Genomic DNA, 19,319 nt, shown 5'->3' with positions numbered 1-19,319 from the left:
ACCACCCGACCGACGGAGAGGACTCCCGATGTCCCGCGCAGCCGACCCCGCTCCCGACACCGCTCCCGACACCGCGCCCACCGGCGCGCGCCGCCGGCCCCGGGTGCTCGTGGTGCAGCACCAGGAGGACTGCCCGCCGGCCCTGGTCGGTCGCTGGCTGGAGGAGGCCGGCGTCGAGCTCGACGTGCGCCACCCCTACCGCGGCGACGCGCTGCCCGCCGACCTCGCCGCGCACGACGCGCTGCTGGTGCTCGGGGGGTCGATGGGTGCCGACGACGACGCCGACCACCCGTGGCTGGCCCCCACCAAGCAGCTGGTCCGTACGGCGACCCGCGCCCAGACGCCCGTGCTCGGGGTGTGCCTGGGCCACCAGCTGGTGGGCCGGGCGCTCGGCGGACGCGTGGACCGCAACCCCCGCGGCCAGCAGGTGGGCCTGGTCGAGACCGGCTGGACCGCCGCCGCGGCCGACGACGCCCTGGTCGGCGCGGTGGCCCCCGGGGCGCAGCGCGGGGTGCACTGGAACGACGACCTCGTCGTGGAGCTGCCGCCCGGCGCGGTGGTGCTCGCCCAGACCCCGGCGGGGGAGGCACAGGTCGTGCGCCACGCCCCCGGCGCCTGGGGGGTGCAGCTGCACCCCGAGGTGGACGCCGCGGTGGTGCGCGCGTGGGCCGTCGGCGATGCCGAGCGCCACGCCGCCCGCGGGGTCGACCAGGCCGCGGTGATCGCCGAGGTCGACGCCGCGCGGGCCGAGCTCGACGCGGCCTGGCGCCCGCTCGCGCAGGCCTTCGCCGACGTCGCGGCGGGCGAGCCCGAGGCGGCGCGGCAGCGGTGAGCGGCCCGCCGGCGGCACCCGCCCCGCAGAACCTCTCCCGGCTGGGCTTCCTCGACCCGCAGGCCGCCCGCGAGGGGCTCGCCGCGCTGGGGGAGGCCGCCGAGCCGCTGCTGGCCATCGTGGCCGGCACGGCCGACCCCGACCAGGCCCTCGCCGGGCTGGTGCGCCTCGTCGAGGGCCTCGACGACCCTGCCGCGATGCTGCGCGAGATCGCCGACGACGAGGGCACCGCGATGCGCCTGCTCAGCGTGCTCGGCGCCAGCACGGCCCTGGCCGAGCACCTCGCGCGCCACCCGGAGCACTGGACCGAGCTGACCGACCCCGCGATCGGGTGCACACGTCCCGCGGCGTACGCCCTGCGCGAGGACATGCTGCGCGTGGTGGGCGCCGACCCCGCTGACCCCACGCCGACCGCCACGGTGGTCGACCCGGTGGCCGTCGACGCGCTGCGCGTGGAGTACCGCCGGGTGCTGCTGCGCCTGGCCGCGCGCGACCTCTCCCACCACCTCGGCGTCGACGACGTCGCCGCCGAGCTCTCCGACCTCGCCGCCGCCACCCTGGAGGCCGCCCTCGCCGTCGCCCGCCAGCGCGTGGGGGAGGGCGCAGGCCTGGCCCGGCTCGCCGTCATCGCGATGGGCAAGTGCGGGGGCCACGAGCTCAACTACGTCTCCGACGTCGACGTGGTCTTCGTCTACGAGGCCGTCGAGGGCGCCTCCGACAACGCCGCCAACCGCGCCGCGACCCAGCTGGCCGCCCACCTGATGCGCATCTGCTCCGACCCCACCGGCGAGGGCGAGATCTGGCCCGTCGACGCCAACCTGCGCCCCGAGGGCAAGTCGGGCCCGCTCGTGCGCACCCTGGCCAGCCACGAGGGCTACTACCAGCGCTGGGCCAAGACCTGGGAGTTCCAGGCGCTGCTCAAGGCCCGCCCGGTGGCCGGCGACCGCGCGCTCGGGCGCGCCTACGTCGACACGATGGGCCCGCTGGTGTGGACCGCGGTCGAGCGGGAGGGCTTCGTGGAGGAGACCCAGGCGATGCGCCGCCGCGTCGTCGACCACATCCCCAGCCGCGAGGCCGAGCGCCAGCTCAAGCTCGGCTCGGGGGGCCTGCGCGACGTGGAGTTCGCGGTGCAGCTGCTGCAGATGGTGCACGGTCGTGCCGACCCCTCGATCCGACCGCCCACGACCCTGAGCGCCCTGGCCCGGCTGACCCGCGGCGGCTACATCGGCCGCGAGGACGGTGAGGCCCTGCACGAGGCCTACGCCTTCCTGCGCACCCTGGAGCACCGGATGCAGCTGCACCAGCTGCGCCGGCTGCACGTCGTGCCGGCCGACGAGGCCTCGATGCGCCGGCTCGGGCGCAGCATGGGCTATCTGCGCGACTCCGCGACGGCCCTCGACAAGGAGTGGCAGCACCACCGACGCGAGGTGCGCCGGCTCCACCAGAAGCTGTTCTACCGCCCGCTGCTCGGCGCCGTGGCGCTGCTGCCGGGCGAGGAGGCCCGGCTCTCGCCGGAGGCCGCCCGCGCCCGCCTCGCCGCCCTGGGCTACCTCGACCCCGAGGCCGCGCTGCGCCACCTCGAGGCGCTCACGGGCGGGGTCTCGCGCGCCGCCAACATCCAGCGCACGCTGCTCCCGGTGATGCTGCAGTGGTTCGCCGAGGGCCCCGACCCCGACGCCGGGCTCTTCGGCTTCCGTCGCATCAGCGAGAGCCTCGGCGGGTCGCCGTGGTACCTCCAGACCCTGCGCGACGAGGGCCAGGTCGCCGAGCGACTCGCCCACGTGCTCGCCACGTCGCGCTACGCCACCGCCCTGCTCGAGCGCGAGCCGCAGGGGGTGCGGATGCTGGGGGAGTCGCTGGCCCCCCTGGCCGCCGAGGCGCTCAGCGAGGAGATGCTCGCCGGAGCCGCCCGCCGCGAGGACCCCGACAAGGCCGTGCGGGCGGTGCGGGCCATCCGGCGCCGCGAGCTCTTCCGCATCGCCGCCGGCGACCTGCTCGGACTCACCGACGTCACCGAGGTCGGGGCCGGGCTCTCCCGCCTCACCGACGCCACCCTGGAGGCCACGCTGGCGGTCGCCGGCGCCGCCGTACGCCGCCAGCGCCGGCTCGACGCGGCGCCCACCCGGCTGGCGATCGTGGCGATGGGGCGCTACGGCGGCTTCGAGCTGTCCTACGGCAGCGACGCCGACGTGATGTTCGTCCACGAGCCCGAGCCCGGCGCCGACCCCCATGTCGCCTCGACCTACGCCCAGGCCGTGGCCAACGAGGTGCGCCGGCTGCTGGCGGCCCCCGGCCACGACCCCGCCCTGGTCGTCGACGCCGACCTGCGCCCGGAGGGCAAGCAGGGCCCGCTGGTGCGGACCCTCGACTCCTACGCCGCCTACTACGCCAAGTGGTCGGCGGTGTGGGAGTTCCAGGCGCTGCTGCGCGCCGACGCGGTGGTCGGCGACGAGGGCGTGCGCCGGCGCTTCGAGGAGCTCGTCGACCCGCTGCGCTACCCCGCGCAGGGCCTCTCCGACGACGACGTGGTCGAGGTGCGGCGGATCAAGGCCCGCGTCGACCAGGAGCGGCTGCCCCGCGGCGCCGACCCCGCCACCCACCTCAAGCTCGGCCGCGGTGGGCTGGCCGACATCGAGTGGACCGTGCAGCTGCTGCAGATGCGCTGGGCCGGCACCGTGCCCGGGCTGCGCACCTCGCGCACGCTGCCCGCGCTCGCCGCGGCGCGCGACGCCGGGCTGGTCTCCACCGACGACGCCGACGCGCTCACCGAGGGCTGGCGCCGGGTCAGCCGGATCCGCAACGCCATCACCCTGGTGCGGGGCGGCCCCAGCGACCAGCTGCCGCGCGACCCCCGCGAGCGCGCCGCCGTGGCGAGCATCCTGGGCTACCCGCCGAGCGGCTCGGAGGAGATGCTCAACGACCACCTGCGCCAGACCCGGATCTCGCGCTCGGTGGTGGACCGCGTCTTCTGGGAGTGAGCCCGGCGGAGCGCCGACGGGTGAGGACGCGCGGCGGGGAGGTGGCTAGCGTCGGGACCATGACCACCACCCCCGAGAAGGCCACCCGACTCCTCCAGCTGCACCGTGACCCCGCGCTGCTCACGGTCGTCAACGTGTGGGACGCCATCAGCGCCCGCGTCGTCGCCGACACCCCCGGCACGCAGGCGCTCGCCACGGCGAGCCACTCGATCGCGGCCTCGTGGGGCTACGAGGACGGCGAGAACATCCCGCTCGACCTCATGCTGGAGGCGGTCGGGCGCATCGTCGCCACCACCGACCTGCCCGTCACCGCCGACCTCGAGGGAGGGTACGGCGACGCCGCCGCCACCGTCCGCCGCGCGATCGGCGTGGGCGTGGTGGGCGCCAATCTCGAGGACCAGCTCCGCCCGGTCGACGAGGCGGCCGCGCAGGTCGCCGCCGTGATGGAGGCCGCCCGCGCCGAGGGCGTGCCCGACTTCGTGCTCAACGCCCGCACCGACGCCTTCGTGCTCGGCGGCGACCGCGACCCCGAGGAGATCCTGCGCGACGCCGTCGAGCGCGGCCGGGCCTACCTCGACGCCGGCGCCCCGCTGGTCTTCGTGCCCGGCCCGCTCACCGAGGAGCAGGTGACGACCCTGGTCGAGGCCTTCGGTCCGCAGCGCCTCACCACCATCGGCCTGCCCGGCACGCCCTCCCTGGCGCGCCTGGAGGAGCTCGGCGTCGCGCGCGTCTCCTACGGCCCGATGTCGCAGCGGGTCGCCCTCACCGCGCTCCAGGAGCTGGTCGAGGAGGTCCACCGCGGCGGCGGCGTGCCGTCGTCGATGCGCCCGCTGAACTGACCGAGCGCCCGCCGGACCGACCGGCGCGGCGCCCTGCTCCTCGGGGGCGTCGCGCCCGCGGGCGCCCCGCTCGGCCTCAGCCCGGCGCGGGCAGGGTGTCGGCGGACCCGACGCGCCACACGGCGAGGCCGTGCAGGCCCAGCTCGGCGGCGAGGTCGCGGCGCACGGCGTAGGACCGGGCGTCGGACCACCAGAGCCGGGTGCCGTCGGAGAGCCGCGCGGTCCACTCGCCCTCCGCGGCCCGCCAGCGCGCGGTGGCGCCGTCGGCCTCGACCAGCTGGCGCGCCCGTCGCACCAGCACGGTGTGGCCGGTGCCGCGCCGCGGCCAGGTGTAGCCGTAGCCGGCGACGCCCAGGTCGAGCATCGCGGCGGGCACCTGCTCGAGCGCCGCGGTCACGCTGCGGCGCTGCCAGTCCAGTCCGCCGACCGGCCCCGGCCCCGACCAGGTGGGTCCGTGCTGGTCGTAGGTCATCAGCTGCACGAGGTCGACGACGTCGGCGACCTCCCCGAGGCGGTAGCCGCCCTCGAGGTAGCCCTCCTGTGACGTGCGCGCGGAGACGTCGACCGACAGCGCCGCGGACTGCGGCAGGCGGGCGCGCAGCGCCTCCAGCAGCGAGACCAGCCCCCGGCCGTGGCGACGGCGCATCGACTCGAGGTCGACGTTGACGCCGTCCCAGCCCTGGTCGGCCACGACGCGCGCGACGATCCGCGCCACGTGGCGCACGTGCGCCGGCTCGAGGAGCAGACGGCCCACGGCGCGGGTGTCGAAACCGCCGAGGCGGTTGCTGTAGTTGCTGAGCACCAGCTCCGCGCGCAGGCCCTCGGCGTGAGCGGTGCGCAGGAGCCGGGTCATGTCCGCGGTCGGACGCCCCACCCCGTCGCCGTCGGCGTGGAGGCCGACACCGGCCACGGTGAGGGTGTCCAGGCCCGCGGCGTTGCGTGCGACGAGACGGTCCGAGGCGCTGCCCACGGCGTACCCCGTGACCACCAGGCCGGGGTCGTCCGCGGCGGGGGCCGGGGGCTCCGCCGCGGGGGCCGGCGCCGTGAGGGTCAGCGGGAGCAGGAGCGCGAGGAGCGCGGTCAGGACGGGTGTGGCGCGGGCGACGGGTCGGTGCACCGCCCCAGGCTCCCACGAGCCGGTCCCCGCGCGGTCTAGGTTGGCGGGGTGAGCGAGGACGCGAAGCGGTTCGGGTGCGTGGTGCTGGTCGACCGGCGGGGGTGGCTGCTGCTCCAGGAGCGCGACGAGCACCCGCGCATCGACCCCGAGAAGTGGGGCCTGTGCGGGGGCCACCTCGAGCCCGGCGAGGGCTGGGCCGAGGGCGCGGCGCGCGAGCTGGCCGAGGAGACCGGCATCGTGGTGGCGCCCGAGGAGCTGCGCCTGCTGCGGGAGCTGCAGGTGCACCACGCGGCCTACGGCACCACCGACCCGGTCGCGGTCTTCGTGGCCGCCACCGACCTCACCGACGACGACGTCGTGCTGGGGGAGGGGCGCCGGATCGTGTTCGTCGAGCCCGAGCAGGCCCGGAGCCTCGACCTCGGGGGGAGCGCGAGCATCGCCGTGCCCGAGCTGCTCGACTCCGCGCTCTACCGCGAGCTCGGCGCGGGGGTGTGGTCGTGAGCGCCGCCCGCGGCGGGCGCGCCGGCGCGCCCGTGCCCCGGGTGCACGCCGTGCCCGGGCCGGGCGCCGAGGACGTCGTGGTGGCGACCGGCGGCCGGCACGAGGGCGCGGTCTACACCGGCACCGCCGACGGCGCGCTGTGGCGGGTCTCCCACGACGGCTCCCACCTCGAGCGCGTGGCCCGCACCGGCGGCCGGCCCCTCGGCCTCGAGATCGACCCCGACGGCCGGCTGCTGGTCTGCGACGCCCACCGCGGCCTGCTGCGGGTCGACCCCGCCACCGGCACCGTCGAGCCGCTGCTGGCCGAGGTCGGCGGACGGCGCATGGTCTTCTGCAACAACGCCGCGATCGGCGACGACGGCACCGTCTGGCTCAGCGACTCCTCCACCCGCTTCGGCATCGAGCGGTGGAAGGACGACCTCGTGCAGGACACCCGCACCGGGCGGCTGCTGCGCCTCGCCCCCGACGGCTCGGTCACCGTGGCCCTCGACGGGCTGGCCTTCGCCAACGGCGTGGCGCTCGCCGCCGACGGGTCCTACGTCGCGGTCGCCGAGACCGCCGCGCGCACCGTGGTGCGGCTGTGGCTGACCGGTCCGCGTGCCGGCAGCCGCGACCACCTGGCCACCGACCTGCCGGGCTACCCCGACAACATCGCCCGCGGCAGCGACGGGCTGGTCTGGGTCACGATCGCCAGCCCCACCGACCCCGTCGTCACCCGGCTCCAGCAGGGCCCGACCTGGCTGCAGCGCGCCGCCACCCGGCTGCCCGCCCCGCTCCAGCCCCAGCCGGCCCGCACGCTGCGGGTGCAGGCCTACGACGACGCGGGCCGGCTCGTGCACGACGTCGACGGCGACGCGGGCGGCTACCACATGGTGACCGGCGTGCGGGAGCACGAGGGCCGGGTGTGGCTGGGGAGCCTGCACGAGTCGGCGATCGCGGTGGTCGACCTGTGAGGTCGTAAACTCGGGCCCATGGGACTCCTCGAGCAGATCACCGGACCCCGCGACCTGCGCGACCTGGCCGACGACGAGCTCGACGCCCTGGCCTCCGAGATCCGTGACGTGCTCGTCGCGACGTGCGCGCGCACCGGGGGCCACCTCGGCCCCAACCTCGGCGTGGTGGAGCTGACCCTGGCCGTGCACCGGGTCTTCGACAGCCCCCACGACCGCGTCGTGCTCGACACCGGCCACCAGTCCTACGTGCACAAGCTGCTCACCGGCCGCGCCGGGGACTTCGACGGCCTGCGCCAGGAAGGTCGCCTCTCGGGCTACCCCAGCCAGGCCGAGTCGCCCCACGACATCGTCGAGAACTCCCACGCCTCCACCGCGCTGTCCTACGCCGACGGGCTGGCCAAGGCCTACGCCATCCGGGGCGAGGACCGCCACGTCGTCGCGGTCATCGGCGACGGCGCGCTCACCGGCGGCATGGCCTGGGAGGCGCTCAACAACATCGCCGTCGCCCAGGACAGCCGGCTGGTCATCGTGGTCAACGACAACGGCCGCTCGTACACCCCCACGATCGGCGGCCTGGCCACCGCGCTGACCTCGCTGCGCACCAACCCGCGCTACGAGCAGCTGCTCGACCAGGTCAAGAAGCGGCTCAACTCCGTGCCGGCGGTCGGCGGCGCGGCCTACGACGCCCTCCACGCGGTGAAGAAGGGCCTCAAGGACGCCCTCGCCCCCCAGGGCCTCTTCGAGGACCTCGGCCTGAAGTACGTCGGCCCCGTCGACGGCCACGACCGCGCGGCCATGGAGCACGCGCTGGCCCAGGCCAAGCGCTTCGGCGGCCCGGTCATCGTGCACGCGCTCACCCGCAAGGGCTTCGGCTACGACGCCGCGGAGCGCCACGAGGCCGACCAGTTCCACTCCCCGGGGCCCTTCGACGTCGACACCGGCGAGGAGAACCCCAAGGGCCGCATCTGGACCGACGTCTTCGCCGACGAGATCGTCCACATCGGCCAGCGCCGCAAGGACGTCGTCGGCATCACCGCAGCGATGATGCACCCCGTGGGCCTCCACCACTTCCAGGCCCGCTTCCCCGAGCGCACCTTCGACGTCGGCATCGCCGAGCAGCACGCCGCCACCTCGGCCGCCGGCCTGGCGATGGGCGGCCTGCACCCGGTCTTCGCCGTCTACGCCACCTTCCTCAACCGCGCCTTCGACCAGGTGCTGATGGACGTCGCGCTGCACCGCTGCGGCGTCACCTTCGTGCTCGACCGCTCCGGGGTCACCGGCGACGACGGCGCCAGCCACAACGGCATGTGGGACATGTCGATGCTCCAGCTGGTGCCGGGGCTGCGGCTGGCCGCGCCCCGTGACGCGACCCGGCTGCGCGAGCTGCTCAACGAGGCCGTGGAGGTCGACGACGCCCCCACGGTGGTGCGCTTCCCCAAGGGTCCGCCGCCCGAGGACGTCGCGGCCGTCGACCGGGCGGGGGGCGCCGACGTGCTCGTGCGCTCCGGTGCCCGCGACGTGCTCATCGTCGGCGTGGGCTCGATGGCGACGACCGCGGTGCAGGTGGCCGAGCGGCTCACCGCCCAGGGCATCGGCGTCACCGTCGTCGACCCCCGCTGGGTCAAGCCCGTCGACCCCGCGATCGTCGACCTGGCCCGCGAGCACCGTCTCGTGGTCAGCATCGAGGACAACGGCGTGGTCGGCGGCTGTGGCGCCGTGCTGCTGCAGACCCTGAACGAGGCCGGTGTGACCACCCCCGTGCAGCTGCACGGCGTGCCCCAGGAGTTCCTCGACCACGCCAAGCGCGGGGTGATCCTCGAGCGCATCGGCCTGACCCCGCAGACCCTGGCGCTGGGGATCGTGGAGCGCATCTCCGCCCTCGACGGCCCCGCGGCCGCTGCGGAGCCCGTCGAGCCGGTCGCGCCCGTCGAGCCGGTCGAGCGCAGCGCCGAGGGCTCGCGGTAGGCGGTGGCGAGCAGCGGTCCGACCCTCCCCCGGGGGGGTAGGGACCGCCCGGTGGCGGCGGTGGTGGTCGCCGATCCACCGCGCGACCCGCCCGGGGGACGCTCGCGACGAGCGCGGGTGGTGCTCTACGGTCTCCGGGTGAGTCGCACACGCACCGGTCTCCTGCGCACCAAGTCGATCGAGCAGTCGCTGGCCTCGGGGGACGACCCCGAGTTCGCGCTGAAGAAGAACCTCACCGCCCTCGACCTCACGGTCTTCGGCGTCGGCGTCGTGATCGGCGCCGGGATCTTCACCCTCACCGGCCGGGTCGCCGCCGACTACGCCGGGCCCGGGGTGGTGTTCTCCTTCGGCATCGCCGCGATCTGCTGCGCGCTGGCCGCGCTCTGCTACGCGGAGTTCGCCTCGACGCTGCCGATGTCGGGGTCGGCCTACACGTTCTCCTACGCCACGCTCGGCGAGCTGGTGGCGTGGATCATCGGCTGGGACCTGCTCCTGGAGCTGATGCTCGGAGCGAGCGTGGTGGCCCAGGGCTGGAGCACCTACTTCGTCACGCTCCTCGACCAGCTGGGCGTCACCTGGCCCGCCTCGCTCGGCCCCGACGCCACGTTCAACCTCGCCGCCTTCCTGCTGGTGGCCGTGCTCGGCGCCCTCATCGCCTTCGGCATCAAGGAGAGCCTGCGCGTCAACCTGGTGCTCGTCGCGGTCAAGCTCTTCGTGGTGCTCTTCGTCATCGTGGCCGGCCTGTTCTACATCGACGGCAGCAACTACACCCCCTTCGTGCCCGACGCCGCCGGCACGGCCGAGACCGGTGGCACCTGGCTGACCGCCCCGCTCGTGCAGCTGCTCTTCGGCATCGAACCGCAGGTCTACGGCGTCCTGGGCGTGGTGTCGGCGGCCTCGGTCGTCTTCTTCGCCTACATCGGCTTCGACGTCGTCGCCACCACCGCCGAGGAGGCCCGCAACCCGCAGCGCGACCTGCCCCGCGGCATCCTCGGCTCGCTGGCGATCTGCACGGTGCTCTACATCGCCGTCGCCCTGGTCATCGTGGGCATGGTCAACTACCGCGACATCGACCCCGAGGCCGCGCTCGCCCGGGCCTTCATCGACCGCGGCCAAGACGGCATCGGCACGCTCATCTCGGCCGGCGCCGTGGCCGGTCTGACCACCGTGGTCATGACGCTGATGATCGGGGCCGTGCGCGTCTTCTTCGCGATGGCCCGCGACGGCCTGCTGCCGGTCAAGCTCGCCCGCGTCGACCGCCGCACCGGCACCCCGCTCACCATCACCATCGGCATCGTCGTCGTGGTGGCCCTGGTCGCCTCCCTCACACCGATCGGCAAGCTGGAGGAGATGGTCAACATCGGCACGCTGACCGCCTTCCTCCTGGTCTCGCTGGCCGTGCCGGTGCTGCGTCGCAGCCGCCCCGACCTCGAGCGCTCCTTCCGGGTGCCGCTCTCGCCGGTGCTGCCGGTGCTCTCGGCCCTGATCTGCTTCTACCTGATGCTCAACCTGAGCGCGGAGACCTGGCTGCGCTTCCTGGTCTGGATGGCGCTCGGCTTCGCCCTCTACTTCGTCTACGGCCGCAGCCACGCCAAGCTCGGCCGCGCCGAGGCCGGCGCCGCGGCGCGCGACTGAGGCCGCCGGGGGAGGACCTCCGGCCCTGGCCCGGGCCCGGGCCCGGCGGGTAGGACGTCCACCGGGACGCCCGGACGTCCCGGGACGGAGGACCAGCCGTGAGCGGCACACCACCACCGTGGGACGCGGCCGCCGCCTGGGTCACCGACGGTGGGCTCGAGACCGACCTGATCTTCCACCACGGCGTCGACCTGCCCGGCTTCGCGGCCTTCCCGCTGGTCGACGACGAGCGCGGACGCGAGCTCCTCGAGCACTACTACCTCGGGTACGCCGACGTGGCCCGCCGGGTCGGGGCCGGGCTGCTGCTCGAGACCCCCACGTGGCGCGCCGGCGCCGAGTGGGCCGCGTCGCTCGGCCACGACGTGCACGCCGCGGCGGGCCTCAACCACCGGGCCGTGGACCTGGTGCAGGCCCTGCGTGGGCGACTGACCGACCTGCTCGCCGTGCGGGTCGTCGGCACGATCGGGCCGCTGGGCGACGGCTACGTCGCCGGTGAGCGGCTCGATCCCGACGACGCGGCCAGCCGCCACCTGCCGCAGGTGGCCGCCCTGGCGGGGGCCGGCGTCGACGCGGTGACGGCGTACACCCTGACCGGGGCCGCCGAGGCGGTCGGCGTGGTGCGCTCCGCGCGCTCGGTCGGTGTGCCGGTGGCGGTGTCGTTCACCGTCGAGACCGACGGCACCCTGCCCGACGGCACCGCCCTGGCCGACGCGGTGCGCCGCCTGGAGCGCGAGGCGCCCGCCGACGGCTACCTCGTCAACTGCGCCCACCCCGACCACGTGGCGCGGGCCCTCGACGGCGGCGACGACGGCGGCGGCGGCTGGCGCCACCGGGTCATCGGGCTGCGCCCGAACGCCTCGACGCTGAGCCACGCCGAGCTCGACGCCGCCGAGACCCTCGACGAGGGGGACCTCGACCTGCTCGTGGACCGCACCGAGTACCTCCGGCAGCGGCTCCCGGCGCTGCGGGTGCTCGGCGGCTGCTGCGGCACCGATGTCTCCCACGTCGCCGCGCTGTGGGCAGGCCCGCCGGGTCGCGCCCTGCTGGGGGCGCGCTGAGCGCGGCCGCCGGCCGGGCCCGCTGTGGGTGGGGTCACCCGCCCGCGGTCCGCGGCACGGGCGGCCACGACGAGGGGTCGGCGGGGGGAATACCGTGGTCCGCTACGGTGCTCGGGCCACCGACACCCGGCCCGCCTGCCCGGCGGGCCTCCGCCTCTGCGCCCGTCGCAGACCGTGCCGAGAGGACGCCGTGCCTGCCGAACCCCGCCTGGTGCACATCGTCGACGACGTGCCCGAGCTCGACGGCTCGCCCGAGCACCTGACCATGGTGCTCGTGCTCGACGGCTTCCTCGACGCCGGCAACGCCGCCGCCCGCGCCGCGCGCCACCTCGTGGACCTCGAGGAGGACGGCCTCCACGGCCCCCCGGCCGTCCCCTCGTCGAGCCGGGTGGTCGCGACCTTCGACGTGGACCAGTTCCACGACTACCGCGCCCGCCGCCCCGCGATCTCCTTCGTACGCGACCACTACGCCTCCTACGACGCCCCGCGCCTCGTGGTGCGGCTGCTGCGCGACAGCGGCGGGACGCCGTACCTGCTGCTCCAGGGACCCGAGCCCGACAACCGGTGGGAGGCCTTCTCCCGCGCCGTGCGCGAGGTCGTCGAGCGCTTCGGGGTGACCCGGGTCGTGTCGATGGGCTCGGTGCCGATGGCCGTGCCCCACACCCGGCCCGTGGCGCTGACGCACCACGCCAACGACCCCGAGCTGCTCCTCGGCGCCACCAGCCCGTGGCGCGGCGAGCTGCGCGTGCCCAGCAGCGCCCAGGCGCTGCTGGAGGTCAGGCTGGGGGAGTGGGGCCACCCCGCGCAGGGCTTCGTGGCCCACATCCCGCACTACCTCGCCCAGCTCGACTACCCCCGCGCCTCGGCCGCCCTGCTCGAGCAGGTCGAGCTGGCCGGACGCCTCACCCTCGACCTGTCGGTGCTGCACGCGGAGGCCGAGCAGCGCGAGGAGGAGATCACCGCCTACCTCGCCGACAACGCCGAGGTCGACGACGTCGTGCAGGCCCTCGAGCGGCAGTACGACGCCTTCGAGCGCGCCGAGGAGTCGGGCGGCAACCTGCTGGCCCCCGACGAGCCGCTGCCGACGGGTGAGGAGATCGGCCAGCAGTTCGAGCAGTTCCTGGCCGGTCTGGAGGAGCCCGACGACCCGGGCCCCGACGTGGCGGGGCCCGACACCACCGGGCGGGACTGAGCGTGCCGCGCGACGCCCGGGAGCTGGTGGCGCTCCTCGACCTCGAGACCATCGACGACAACCTCTTCCGCGGCGCGGTCCAGGAGTCGAGGCTGCCGCGGGTCTTCGGGGGCCAGGTCGCCGCGCAGGCCCTCGTGGCCGCCCAGCGCACCGTCGACCCGGCCTACGCCGTGCACTCGCTGCACTCCTACTTCCTGCAGCCCGGCGACACCACGACGCCGATCATCTACGACGCCGAGCCGCTGCGCGACGGTCGCTCCTTCGCCACCCGCCGCGTGCTGGCGCGCCAGCACGGCCGGCCGATCTTCGCCCTGACCGCCGACTTCCACCGCCCCGAGCCCGGCCGCGAGCACCAGTCGCGGATGCCCGACGCGCCGCCGCCGCAGGAGTGCCTCGACCCCACCACGATGCTGCGCGAGGGCGACCGCTCCTGGGAGGAGTTCGAGGTGGCCGACCTGCGCTACGTCGGCAGCTCCCACGACCTGCTGCCCCCCGACCCCGAGCACCCGGGCCGCCAGCGGCTGTGGCTGCGGGTGCGCGAGCAGCTGCCGGAGGACCCCTTCCTGCACGTCGCGGCCTTCACCTACCTCTCCGACATGAGCCTGATGGGCGCCGCGCTCAGCCCCCACGGCCTGCGGCTGGGCTCGCGCGGCACGCTGGTGGCCTCCCTCGACCACGCCGTGTGGTTCCACCGGCCCTTCCGCGCCGACCAGTGGTGGCTCTACGACCAGGTCTCGCCGGCCGCCCAGGGTGGACGAGGACTGGTCAACGCCCAGGTGTTCACCCCCGACGGCACCCTCGTGGCGTCGGTGGCCCAGGAGGCGCTGCTGCGCCCGGTGGAGAAGGAGACGACATGACCAGCGGGCTCGTCCCCGACCCGGAGGCCGCGGTCGCCCACCTGCTGGGCCTGCTCGACCTGGAGCGGCTCGACGACGACCTCTACCGCGGCGCCACCGTCGACTACGGCCGCCCGCGGGTCTTCGGCGGCCAGGTGGCCGCGCAGGCGCTCATCGCGGGCATCCACACCGTGCCGGAGGGCTTCGAGGTGCACTCGCTGCACTCCTACTTCCTGCTGCCGGGCGACCCGCACGTGCCGATCGTCTTCGACGTCGAGCGCATCCGCGACGGCCGCTCCTTCCTGACCCGCCGCGTGGCCGCCCGCCAGCACGGGCGCCCCATCTACTACCTCACCGCCAACTTCCACCGCGCCGAGGAGGGCTTCGACCACCAGGACGCGATGCCCGAGGTCCCGGCGCCCGAGCAGGGTGTCGACCTGCTCTCGCAGATGGCCTCGCGCGGCGACGGCGAGGGACCCAAGCTGGCCCGCGAGTGGGGTGCGGTCGAGGCCCGCTCGATCGGCACCTCCGGCCACGGACTGGCCGAGGACCCGCTCCACCCTGCTCGCGCCCAGCTGTGGTTCCGGATGGCGGCGGCGCTGCCCGACGACCCGCACCTCCACCTGGCCGCGTTCACCTGGGCCAGCGACATGAGCCTGCTGGGCGCCACGCTGGCCGCCCACGACCGTCCGGCGGGGGTGCAGATGGCCTCGCTGGACCACACGGTGTGGTTCCACCGGCCCTTCCGGGCCGACGAGTGGTGGCTCTACGACCAGTGGTCGCCGTCGGCCCACGGCGCGCGGGGTCTGGCCATCGGCAGGGTCTTCACCCGGGACGGACTCCTCGTCGCCACGGTGGCCCAGGAGGGCCTGATCCGGCCGCCCCGCGGCTGACCCGTGCACGGCGCTGGTCCAGAGGGCTATACCATTACATCGCTGTAGTTCGTGACAGACACGCCGAGACCGTGGTTTCGTGTGTCTACTCGTGTGACGGTTGACGACTCCTGGGGCTGATGAGCGCGAGGCACAGCGACGTGCCTCGTCGCGTCCGGCGGTCGCGACGTCCTCCGCGCCCACCCCGAGGACGTCCTCACCATGCCCCCCTGGTCCCCCCTCCCGTCCGAGCCCCGTGCTGTCCGTGGCCGCCCCCGGTCCACCCGCGTCCTGCTGGGCGCCACCGGCCTGGCCCTGGTGTGCCCCACCCTCGTGCTCGCCGCGCCCGCGGGTGCGGCGCCGGACACGGCGTACGAGGTGCCGTTCCCGTGCGGCCAGACCTGGACCGGCACGACACGGTCCAGCCACAGCCCCAGCTCGCGAGCGATCGACTGGAACCGCACCGATGACGTCGACGACCCGGTCGTCGCCGCCGCACCAGGCGTCGTCACCACGGCGGCGCCCACCGGCACCTCCGGCTACGGCCACTACGTCGTCATCGACCACGGCGGCGGGGAGAGCACCCTCTACGCCCACCTCAACGACGTCGTCGTCGTGACCGGTCAGAGCGTCGACCAGGGCGCCCAGATCGGCACCCTGGGCTCGACGGGCAACTCCACCGGCCCCCACCTGCACTTCGAGGAGCGCCAGGACCGCTCGGTGATCGAGGCGTGGTTCCACGGCGCCCCCTTCGTCTACGGCAGCACGGTCGACTCGCAGAACTGCGTGGACGTGCCGCTGGCCGGCAACTTCGCCGGCGACGCACCCGCGGAGCTGGCGGTCTACCGGCGCGCGGACACCTCGGAGTTCCGGATCCAGCGCCCCCGTGCCAAGCCCCGCGTCGTGCGGCTGGGCACGTCGACCGACGACCCCGTGGTGGGTGACTGGGACGGCGACGGGCTCACCAACCCGGGCGTACGCACGCCGTCGACCAATACCTTCACGCTGAAGACCGGGGCCGGGCTCACCACGGTCGTGCTCGGCAACGCCACCGACGAGCCCGTCGCCGGCGACTGGGACGGCGACGGCCTGTGGGAGGTCGGCGTGTGGCGCGCCAAGACCGCGCAGTTCCGGATGCGGGCCGCCGACGGCACGGTGTCGACCGCCGTCCTGGGCGACGCCGACGACGTCCCGGTCACCGGCGACTGGGACGGCAACGGCACCACCGACCTCGGCGTCTACGACCAGGCCACCGCGACCTTCACGCTGCGCCGCGTCGACGACGACGGGCTGGCCTGGACCGCCGACGTGGCCTTCGGCGAGCCCGGCGACCTGCCCGTGGTGGGCGACTGGGACGGCAACCTGCGCACCGACGTCGGCGTCTGGGACCCCGCCACCGCGACCTTCTCCGAGCGTCGGGCGACCTCGCCCACGGCCGCTCGGGCCACGGTGCAGGACCTGAGGTTCGGCCGGGCGCGCTGAGGGCTGGCCCGGCGAGCCAGGCCGGGCCTGGACCAGGGTCGGGCCGGCCGGGGTGCCGTCGGTCGGGATGCTGTCGGTGGCGGGACTGTCAGTCGGCGGCGAGGCGGGGGTAGTCACTCCTGCGTCGGGGGTCGTCGGGGGCGACCGCGTGGGTCCGCCCCCACGCGAGGAGCGCGTCCAGCACCGGCAGCAGGTCGCGTCCCGCGGGGGTGAGCGCGTAGCCGCCCCGCGCGCCCGCCGTGTTGCCCGCTGCGTCGCCCGCGGTGTCGGAGGTGCGTCGCACGACGCCGGCCGCCTCGAGCGAGCGCAGGCGCGCGGCGACCCGGTCGCGGGGCGCCCCGGTGCCCCGCACGATGTCGGTGAAGCGCCCGCTGCCCATCGCCAGCTCGCGCACGACCAGCAGCGACCACCGCTCGCCGACCACCTCGAGCGCCGCCGCGGCCGGACAGGGCCGCCCCGGCAGCGAGTCGAGCGCGACGTGGGTCGTTGCAGGGGTCGAGTCGGGGGTCGCGTCGAGGGTCGCGGCCGACGGGGGGACCGGTGCGGCGATCGGAGACTCGTTCACCGGTCCCGGTCCCTGCCCTCGGCGACGGCCGGCCGGGCGCGCCGGGGCGCGCGACGGGGTGTCCAGGAGGTCCTCACCTGTGTACTGTCCTGCGGTGTGAGTTTGAATGTCAAACCGTCCTCCGGTCACGTCCTCACGGGCCGGGAGGCCGGGGCGCGGGCACTGCCCGTCGTCGCACTGGGCACAGCCCTGGTCCTGGTCACCTACGTCACCCCGATGGCCACGCTGCCTGCAGCGGCCGCCGACCTGGGTGCCGGTCCCGCCGCGCAGGCGTGGGTGCTGAGCTCGATGAGCGTCGGCCTGGCCGGAGCCCTCCTCGCCACCGGCGTGCTCGGCGACGCCCTCGGCCGACGCCGGGTCTACCTCGCCGGCCTGGTGGCGGTCGGTGCCGGTGCCCTCGTGTGCGGCCTGGCCCAGGAGCCGCTCCTGCTGATCGGGGCCCGCGTCGTGCAGGGCGTGGGCGGCGCCGCCGTGCTCGCCTGCGGGCTGGCCCTGCTCGCCCACACCCACGCCCCGGGGCCCGCGCGGGCCCATGCGACGTCGGTGTGGGGCGCCAGCGTCGGGCTGGGCATCGCCACCGGCGCCCTCCTCGCCGCCGCACTCGACCTCGGGTCGGGATGGCGCGAGACCTACGTCGTCACCGCAGCGCTGGCCGCGCTGCTGCTGCTGCCCTCGGTGCGGGCGCTGCCCGTCTCCACGCCCGCGGCGCGGCGCGTCGACCTGCCCGGGCTCGCCCTGCTGGTGCTCGGCATGTCGTGCCTGGTCGCGGCGCTGACGGAGGGGCGTGACGGCGTCGACGGCCCGGTGGTCGGCCTCGTCGTCGGTGGGGTCCTCGCGCTGGCGGCCATGGTGGTCGTCGAGCGGCGCGTGCGCGAGCCGCTGGTGGAGCCCGCGCTGCTGGCGCACCCGCGGTTCCGGGCGGCGACCGGGGGATCGCTGGTGCTCGGCCTCGGGATGATCGGCATCTCGTCGTACGTGCCGACACTGGCGCAGGCCGGGCTGGGGGAGAGCCTGTGGGTCGGCAGCCTGCTCGTCGTGGCCTGGGCCGCGGCGAGCGTGGTGGCCTCGCTGCTGGTGCGCCTCGTGCGCCACCCGCTCGAGGGCGGCAGGCCCGTGGCGGTGGTGCTGCTCGTCGTGGCCGGTGGGCAGATGATCGGCTTCGGGCTCGACGAGGGCTCCGCGGTGACCCGGGTGGCGCTCGCCATGGTGGTCTCCGGGCTGGGCACCGGGGTCCTCAACGCGCTGCTCGGGCGCGAGGCGGTCGCCAGCGTGCCGCCCGAGCGCGCCGCCATGGGCTCGGGCGCCAACAACACCGCCCGCTACCTCGGCGCCGCCTGTGGCATCACCCTCACCGTGACCCTCGCGGCGCACGCCGGGTCGGGCGACACGGCACCGGCCGCGCTGGTGGCGGGCTGGAACGTCGCCGTCGTCGTGTCGGCCTCGCTCACGGTGCTGGGTGCCGCCGCCATCGCCGTCCTGGGTCGGCCCCGGACGTGAGCGCGCCCTCCTCGCCGGGGCGAGGAGGGCGCGCTCTGCTGCCACGACCGGGCCTGGTGACCGGGCCTGGTGACCGGGCGTCGTCACCGGGCGGGCGGGCTCAGATCTCGGAGCTGCGTCCCACCACGTGCGGGGCGCCGGACCGCGGGTTGGTCAGCGCGAACGCGATGCCGTCGTCGAGCACACGGGTGCCGAGCTCGACCGAGACCGGCAGCAGGATCGGCTTCTTGAAGGCCGCGTCGACGCGCACCGCGTCGGGCAGCCGGTTCTCGATCGCGGCCACGCAGCGCGCCAGGCTCCACATGCCGTGGGCGATCTGGCGCGGGAAGCCCAGGGCCTTGGCCGTCCACGGGTAGAGGTGGATCGGGTTGTGGTCGCCCGAGACGGCGGCGTAGCGGCGGCCCAGGTCGCCGGGCAGGCGCCAGACGGTGCCGTTGGGCGAGGTGTCGGGGAAGGAGGACCCGCCCGGTGCGTCGGCGTCGCCGCGTCCGCGGCGCAGGTAGGTCGAGGTGCTCTCCCAGACCAGCTCCTCGCCCACCCGTGCCTCGGCCACGAACTCGTAGACCGTGCCCTTGGGATGGGGGCGGGGGGCTCCCACGCTGGTCGTCACGGCCAGGCTCTCGCCCACCGCGACCGGCCGGTGGCCGGTCACCGCGTTCTCCAGGTGCACCGTGCCGATGGCGGGTGCGGGGAACGACGGCTCGGTCATGATCGCCATGTGCAGCGGGAAGGCGAGCATGTGGGGGTAGGTCAGCGGCGCGGTGTCCTTGCGCGGGAAGCCGCAGACCTCGGCGTAGGCCTCGACGTGGGCCCGCTCGACGGTCACCGGCGGCCGGGTGAAGGTGAGGCCGGAGAAGGACGACGCCGGCCCCTTCCTCACGCCGGGCAGGGAGCCGACGACGGGGATCGACGGGAGGGCGGCCCTGAGCAGCGTGGGCACGGCCCCGGAGCCGGGGGTGACCAGGCGGGGGGACTGCGGCGCCCCGGTGCCGGCCAC

At 75.5% G+C, this 19,319-nt stretch carries 16 protein-coding genes; 13 read left to right on the top strand and 3 right to left on the bottom strand.

What is annotated here, in order from left to right:
- The first annotated feature begins 28 nt into the window (after positions 1–28).
- From IR170_RS01655 to IR170_RS01645, 3 genes are read left to right on the top strand one after another with little or no spacing between them, the layout of a single operon-like run.
- A complete protein-coding gene (locus IR170_RS01655; RefSeq protein ID WP_193660962.1) occupies positions 29–832 on the top strand; it encodes a type 1 glutamine amidotransferase in 804 nt (267 codons plus the stop codon).
- On the top strand, positions 829–3,810 hold the full coding sequence (locus tag IR170_RS01650) for a bifunctional [glutamine synthetase] adenylyltransferase/[glutamine synthetase]-adenylyl-L-tyrosine phosphorylase (RefSeq protein WP_193660961.1): 2,982 nt from the start codon (positions 829–831) through the stop codon (positions 3,808–3,810). The genes IR170_RS01655 and IR170_RS01650 overlap by 4 nt, the downstream gene beginning before the upstream one ends.
- 59 nt (positions 3,811–3,869) lie before the next feature.
- Positions 3,870–4,649: an isocitrate lyase/PEP mutase family protein gene (locus IR170_RS01645; protein WP_193660960.1), complete on the top strand. Its 780-nt coding sequence runs from the start codon at positions 3,870–3,872 to the stop codon at positions 4,647–4,649.
- A 76-nt stretch (positions 4,650–4,725) separates the two neighbouring features.
- Here IR170_RS01645 and IR170_RS01640 read toward each other — a convergent pair whose 3' ends face one another.
- Complete coding sequence (locus tag IR170_RS01640) at positions 4,726–5,766, bottom strand: glycosyl hydrolase family 18 protein (protein ID WP_193660959.1); 1,041 nt, start codon at positions 5,764–5,766, stop codon at positions 4,726–4,728.
- Positions 5,767–5,814: 48 nt separating this feature from the next.
- On the opposite strand from IR170_RS01640, the gene IR170_RS01635 reads away from it, so the two are divergent.
- The 9 genes from IR170_RS01635 (at position 5,815) to IR170_RS20160 (ending at position 16,260) form a co-directional block, all read left to right on the top strand.
- The gene (locus IR170_RS01635; protein ID WP_193660958.1) at positions 5,815–6,267 is read left to right on the top strand and encodes an NUDIX domain-containing protein; all 453 of its coding nucleotides are present in this window, start codon (positions 5,815–5,817) and stop codon (positions 6,265–6,267) included.
- Positions 6,264–7,220 carry an SMP-30/gluconolactonase/LRE family protein gene (locus IR170_RS01630; RefSeq protein WP_251533152.1) on the top strand — a complete coding sequence of 319 codons (957 nt, stop codon included), beginning with the start codon at positions 6,264–6,266 and terminating at the stop codon, positions 7,218–7,220. Before IR170_RS01635 ends, IR170_RS01630 begins: the two co-directional genes overlap by 4 nt.
- A gap of 18 nt (positions 7,221–7,238) precedes the next feature.
- The gene (gene dxs, locus IR170_RS01625; protein ID WP_193660957.1) at positions 7,239–9,185 is read left to right on the top strand and encodes a 1-deoxy-D-xylulose-5-phosphate synthase; all 1,947 of its coding nucleotides are present in this window, start codon (positions 7,239–7,241) and stop codon (positions 9,183–9,185) included.
- A 138-nt stretch (positions 9,186–9,323) separates the two neighbouring features.
- A complete protein-coding gene (locus IR170_RS01620) occupies positions 9,324–10,820 on the top strand; it encodes an amino acid permease (protein ID WP_056904288.1) in 1,497 nt (498 codons plus the stop codon).
- A 98-nt stretch (positions 10,821–10,918) separates the two neighbouring features.
- The gene (locus IR170_RS01615) at positions 10,919–11,878 is read left to right on the top strand and encodes a homocysteine S-methyltransferase family protein (RefSeq protein ID WP_193660956.1); all 960 of its coding nucleotides are present in this window, start codon (positions 10,919–10,921) and stop codon (positions 11,876–11,878) included.
- A 190-nt stretch (positions 11,879–12,068) separates the two neighbouring features.
- Positions 12,069–13,070: a PAC2 family protein gene (locus tag IR170_RS01610; RefSeq protein WP_319804863.1), complete on the top strand. Its 1,002-nt coding sequence runs from the start codon at positions 12,069–12,071 to the stop codon at positions 13,068–13,070.
- A gap of 2 nt (positions 13,071–13,072) precedes the next feature.
- On the top strand, positions 13,073–13,927 hold the full coding sequence (locus IR170_RS01605) for an acyl-CoA thioesterase (RefSeq protein WP_193660955.1): 855 nt from the start codon (positions 13,073–13,075) through the stop codon (positions 13,925–13,927).
- A complete protein-coding gene (locus IR170_RS01600) occupies positions 13,924–14,799 on the top strand; it encodes an acyl-CoA thioesterase (RefSeq protein ID WP_056864297.1) in 876 nt (291 codons plus the stop codon). The genes IR170_RS01605 and IR170_RS01600 overlap by 4 nt, the downstream gene beginning before the upstream one ends.
- Positions 14,800–15,000: 201 nt before the next feature.
- Positions 15,001–16,260: a M23 family metallopeptidase gene (locus IR170_RS20160; protein WP_193660954.1), complete on the top strand. Its 1,260-nt coding sequence runs from the start codon at positions 15,001–15,003 to the stop codon at positions 16,258–16,260.
- A gap of 88 nt (positions 16,261–16,348) precedes the next feature.
- Here IR170_RS20160 and IR170_RS01590 read toward each other — a convergent pair whose 3' ends face one another.
- Positions 16,349–16,825: a winged helix-turn-helix transcriptional regulator gene (locus tag IR170_RS01590; RefSeq protein WP_319804862.1), complete on the bottom strand. Its 477-nt coding sequence runs from the start codon at positions 16,823–16,825 to the stop codon at positions 16,349–16,351.
- Between the two features lie 96 nt (positions 16,826–16,921).
- Here IR170_RS01590 and IR170_RS01585 point away from each other — a divergent pair, with 96 nt between their 5' ends.
- Positions 16,922–18,322 (top strand): MFS transporter, encoded by a 1,401-nt coding sequence (locus tag IR170_RS01585; RefSeq protein WP_193660953.1) that lies wholly within the window; start codon positions 16,922–16,924, stop codon positions 18,320–18,322.
- Between the two features lie 100 nt (positions 18,323–18,422).
- Here IR170_RS01585 and IR170_RS01580 read toward each other — a convergent pair whose 3' ends face one another.
- Positions 18,423–19,319, bottom strand: coding sequence for a MaoC/PaaZ C-terminal domain-containing protein (locus IR170_RS01580; RefSeq protein WP_319804861.1), 897 nt, complete (start codon positions 19,317–19,319; stop codon positions 18,423–18,425).

Source organism: Nocardioides kribbensis (assembly GCF_015070375.1).
GTDB classification, from domain to species: domain Bacteria; phylum Actinomycetota; class Actinomycetes; order Propionibacteriales; family Nocardioidaceae; genus Nocardioides; species Nocardioides kribbensis.
Note: the sequence above shows the minus strand (reverse complement) of the source record. Positions and strands in the feature narration are given on the sequence as shown.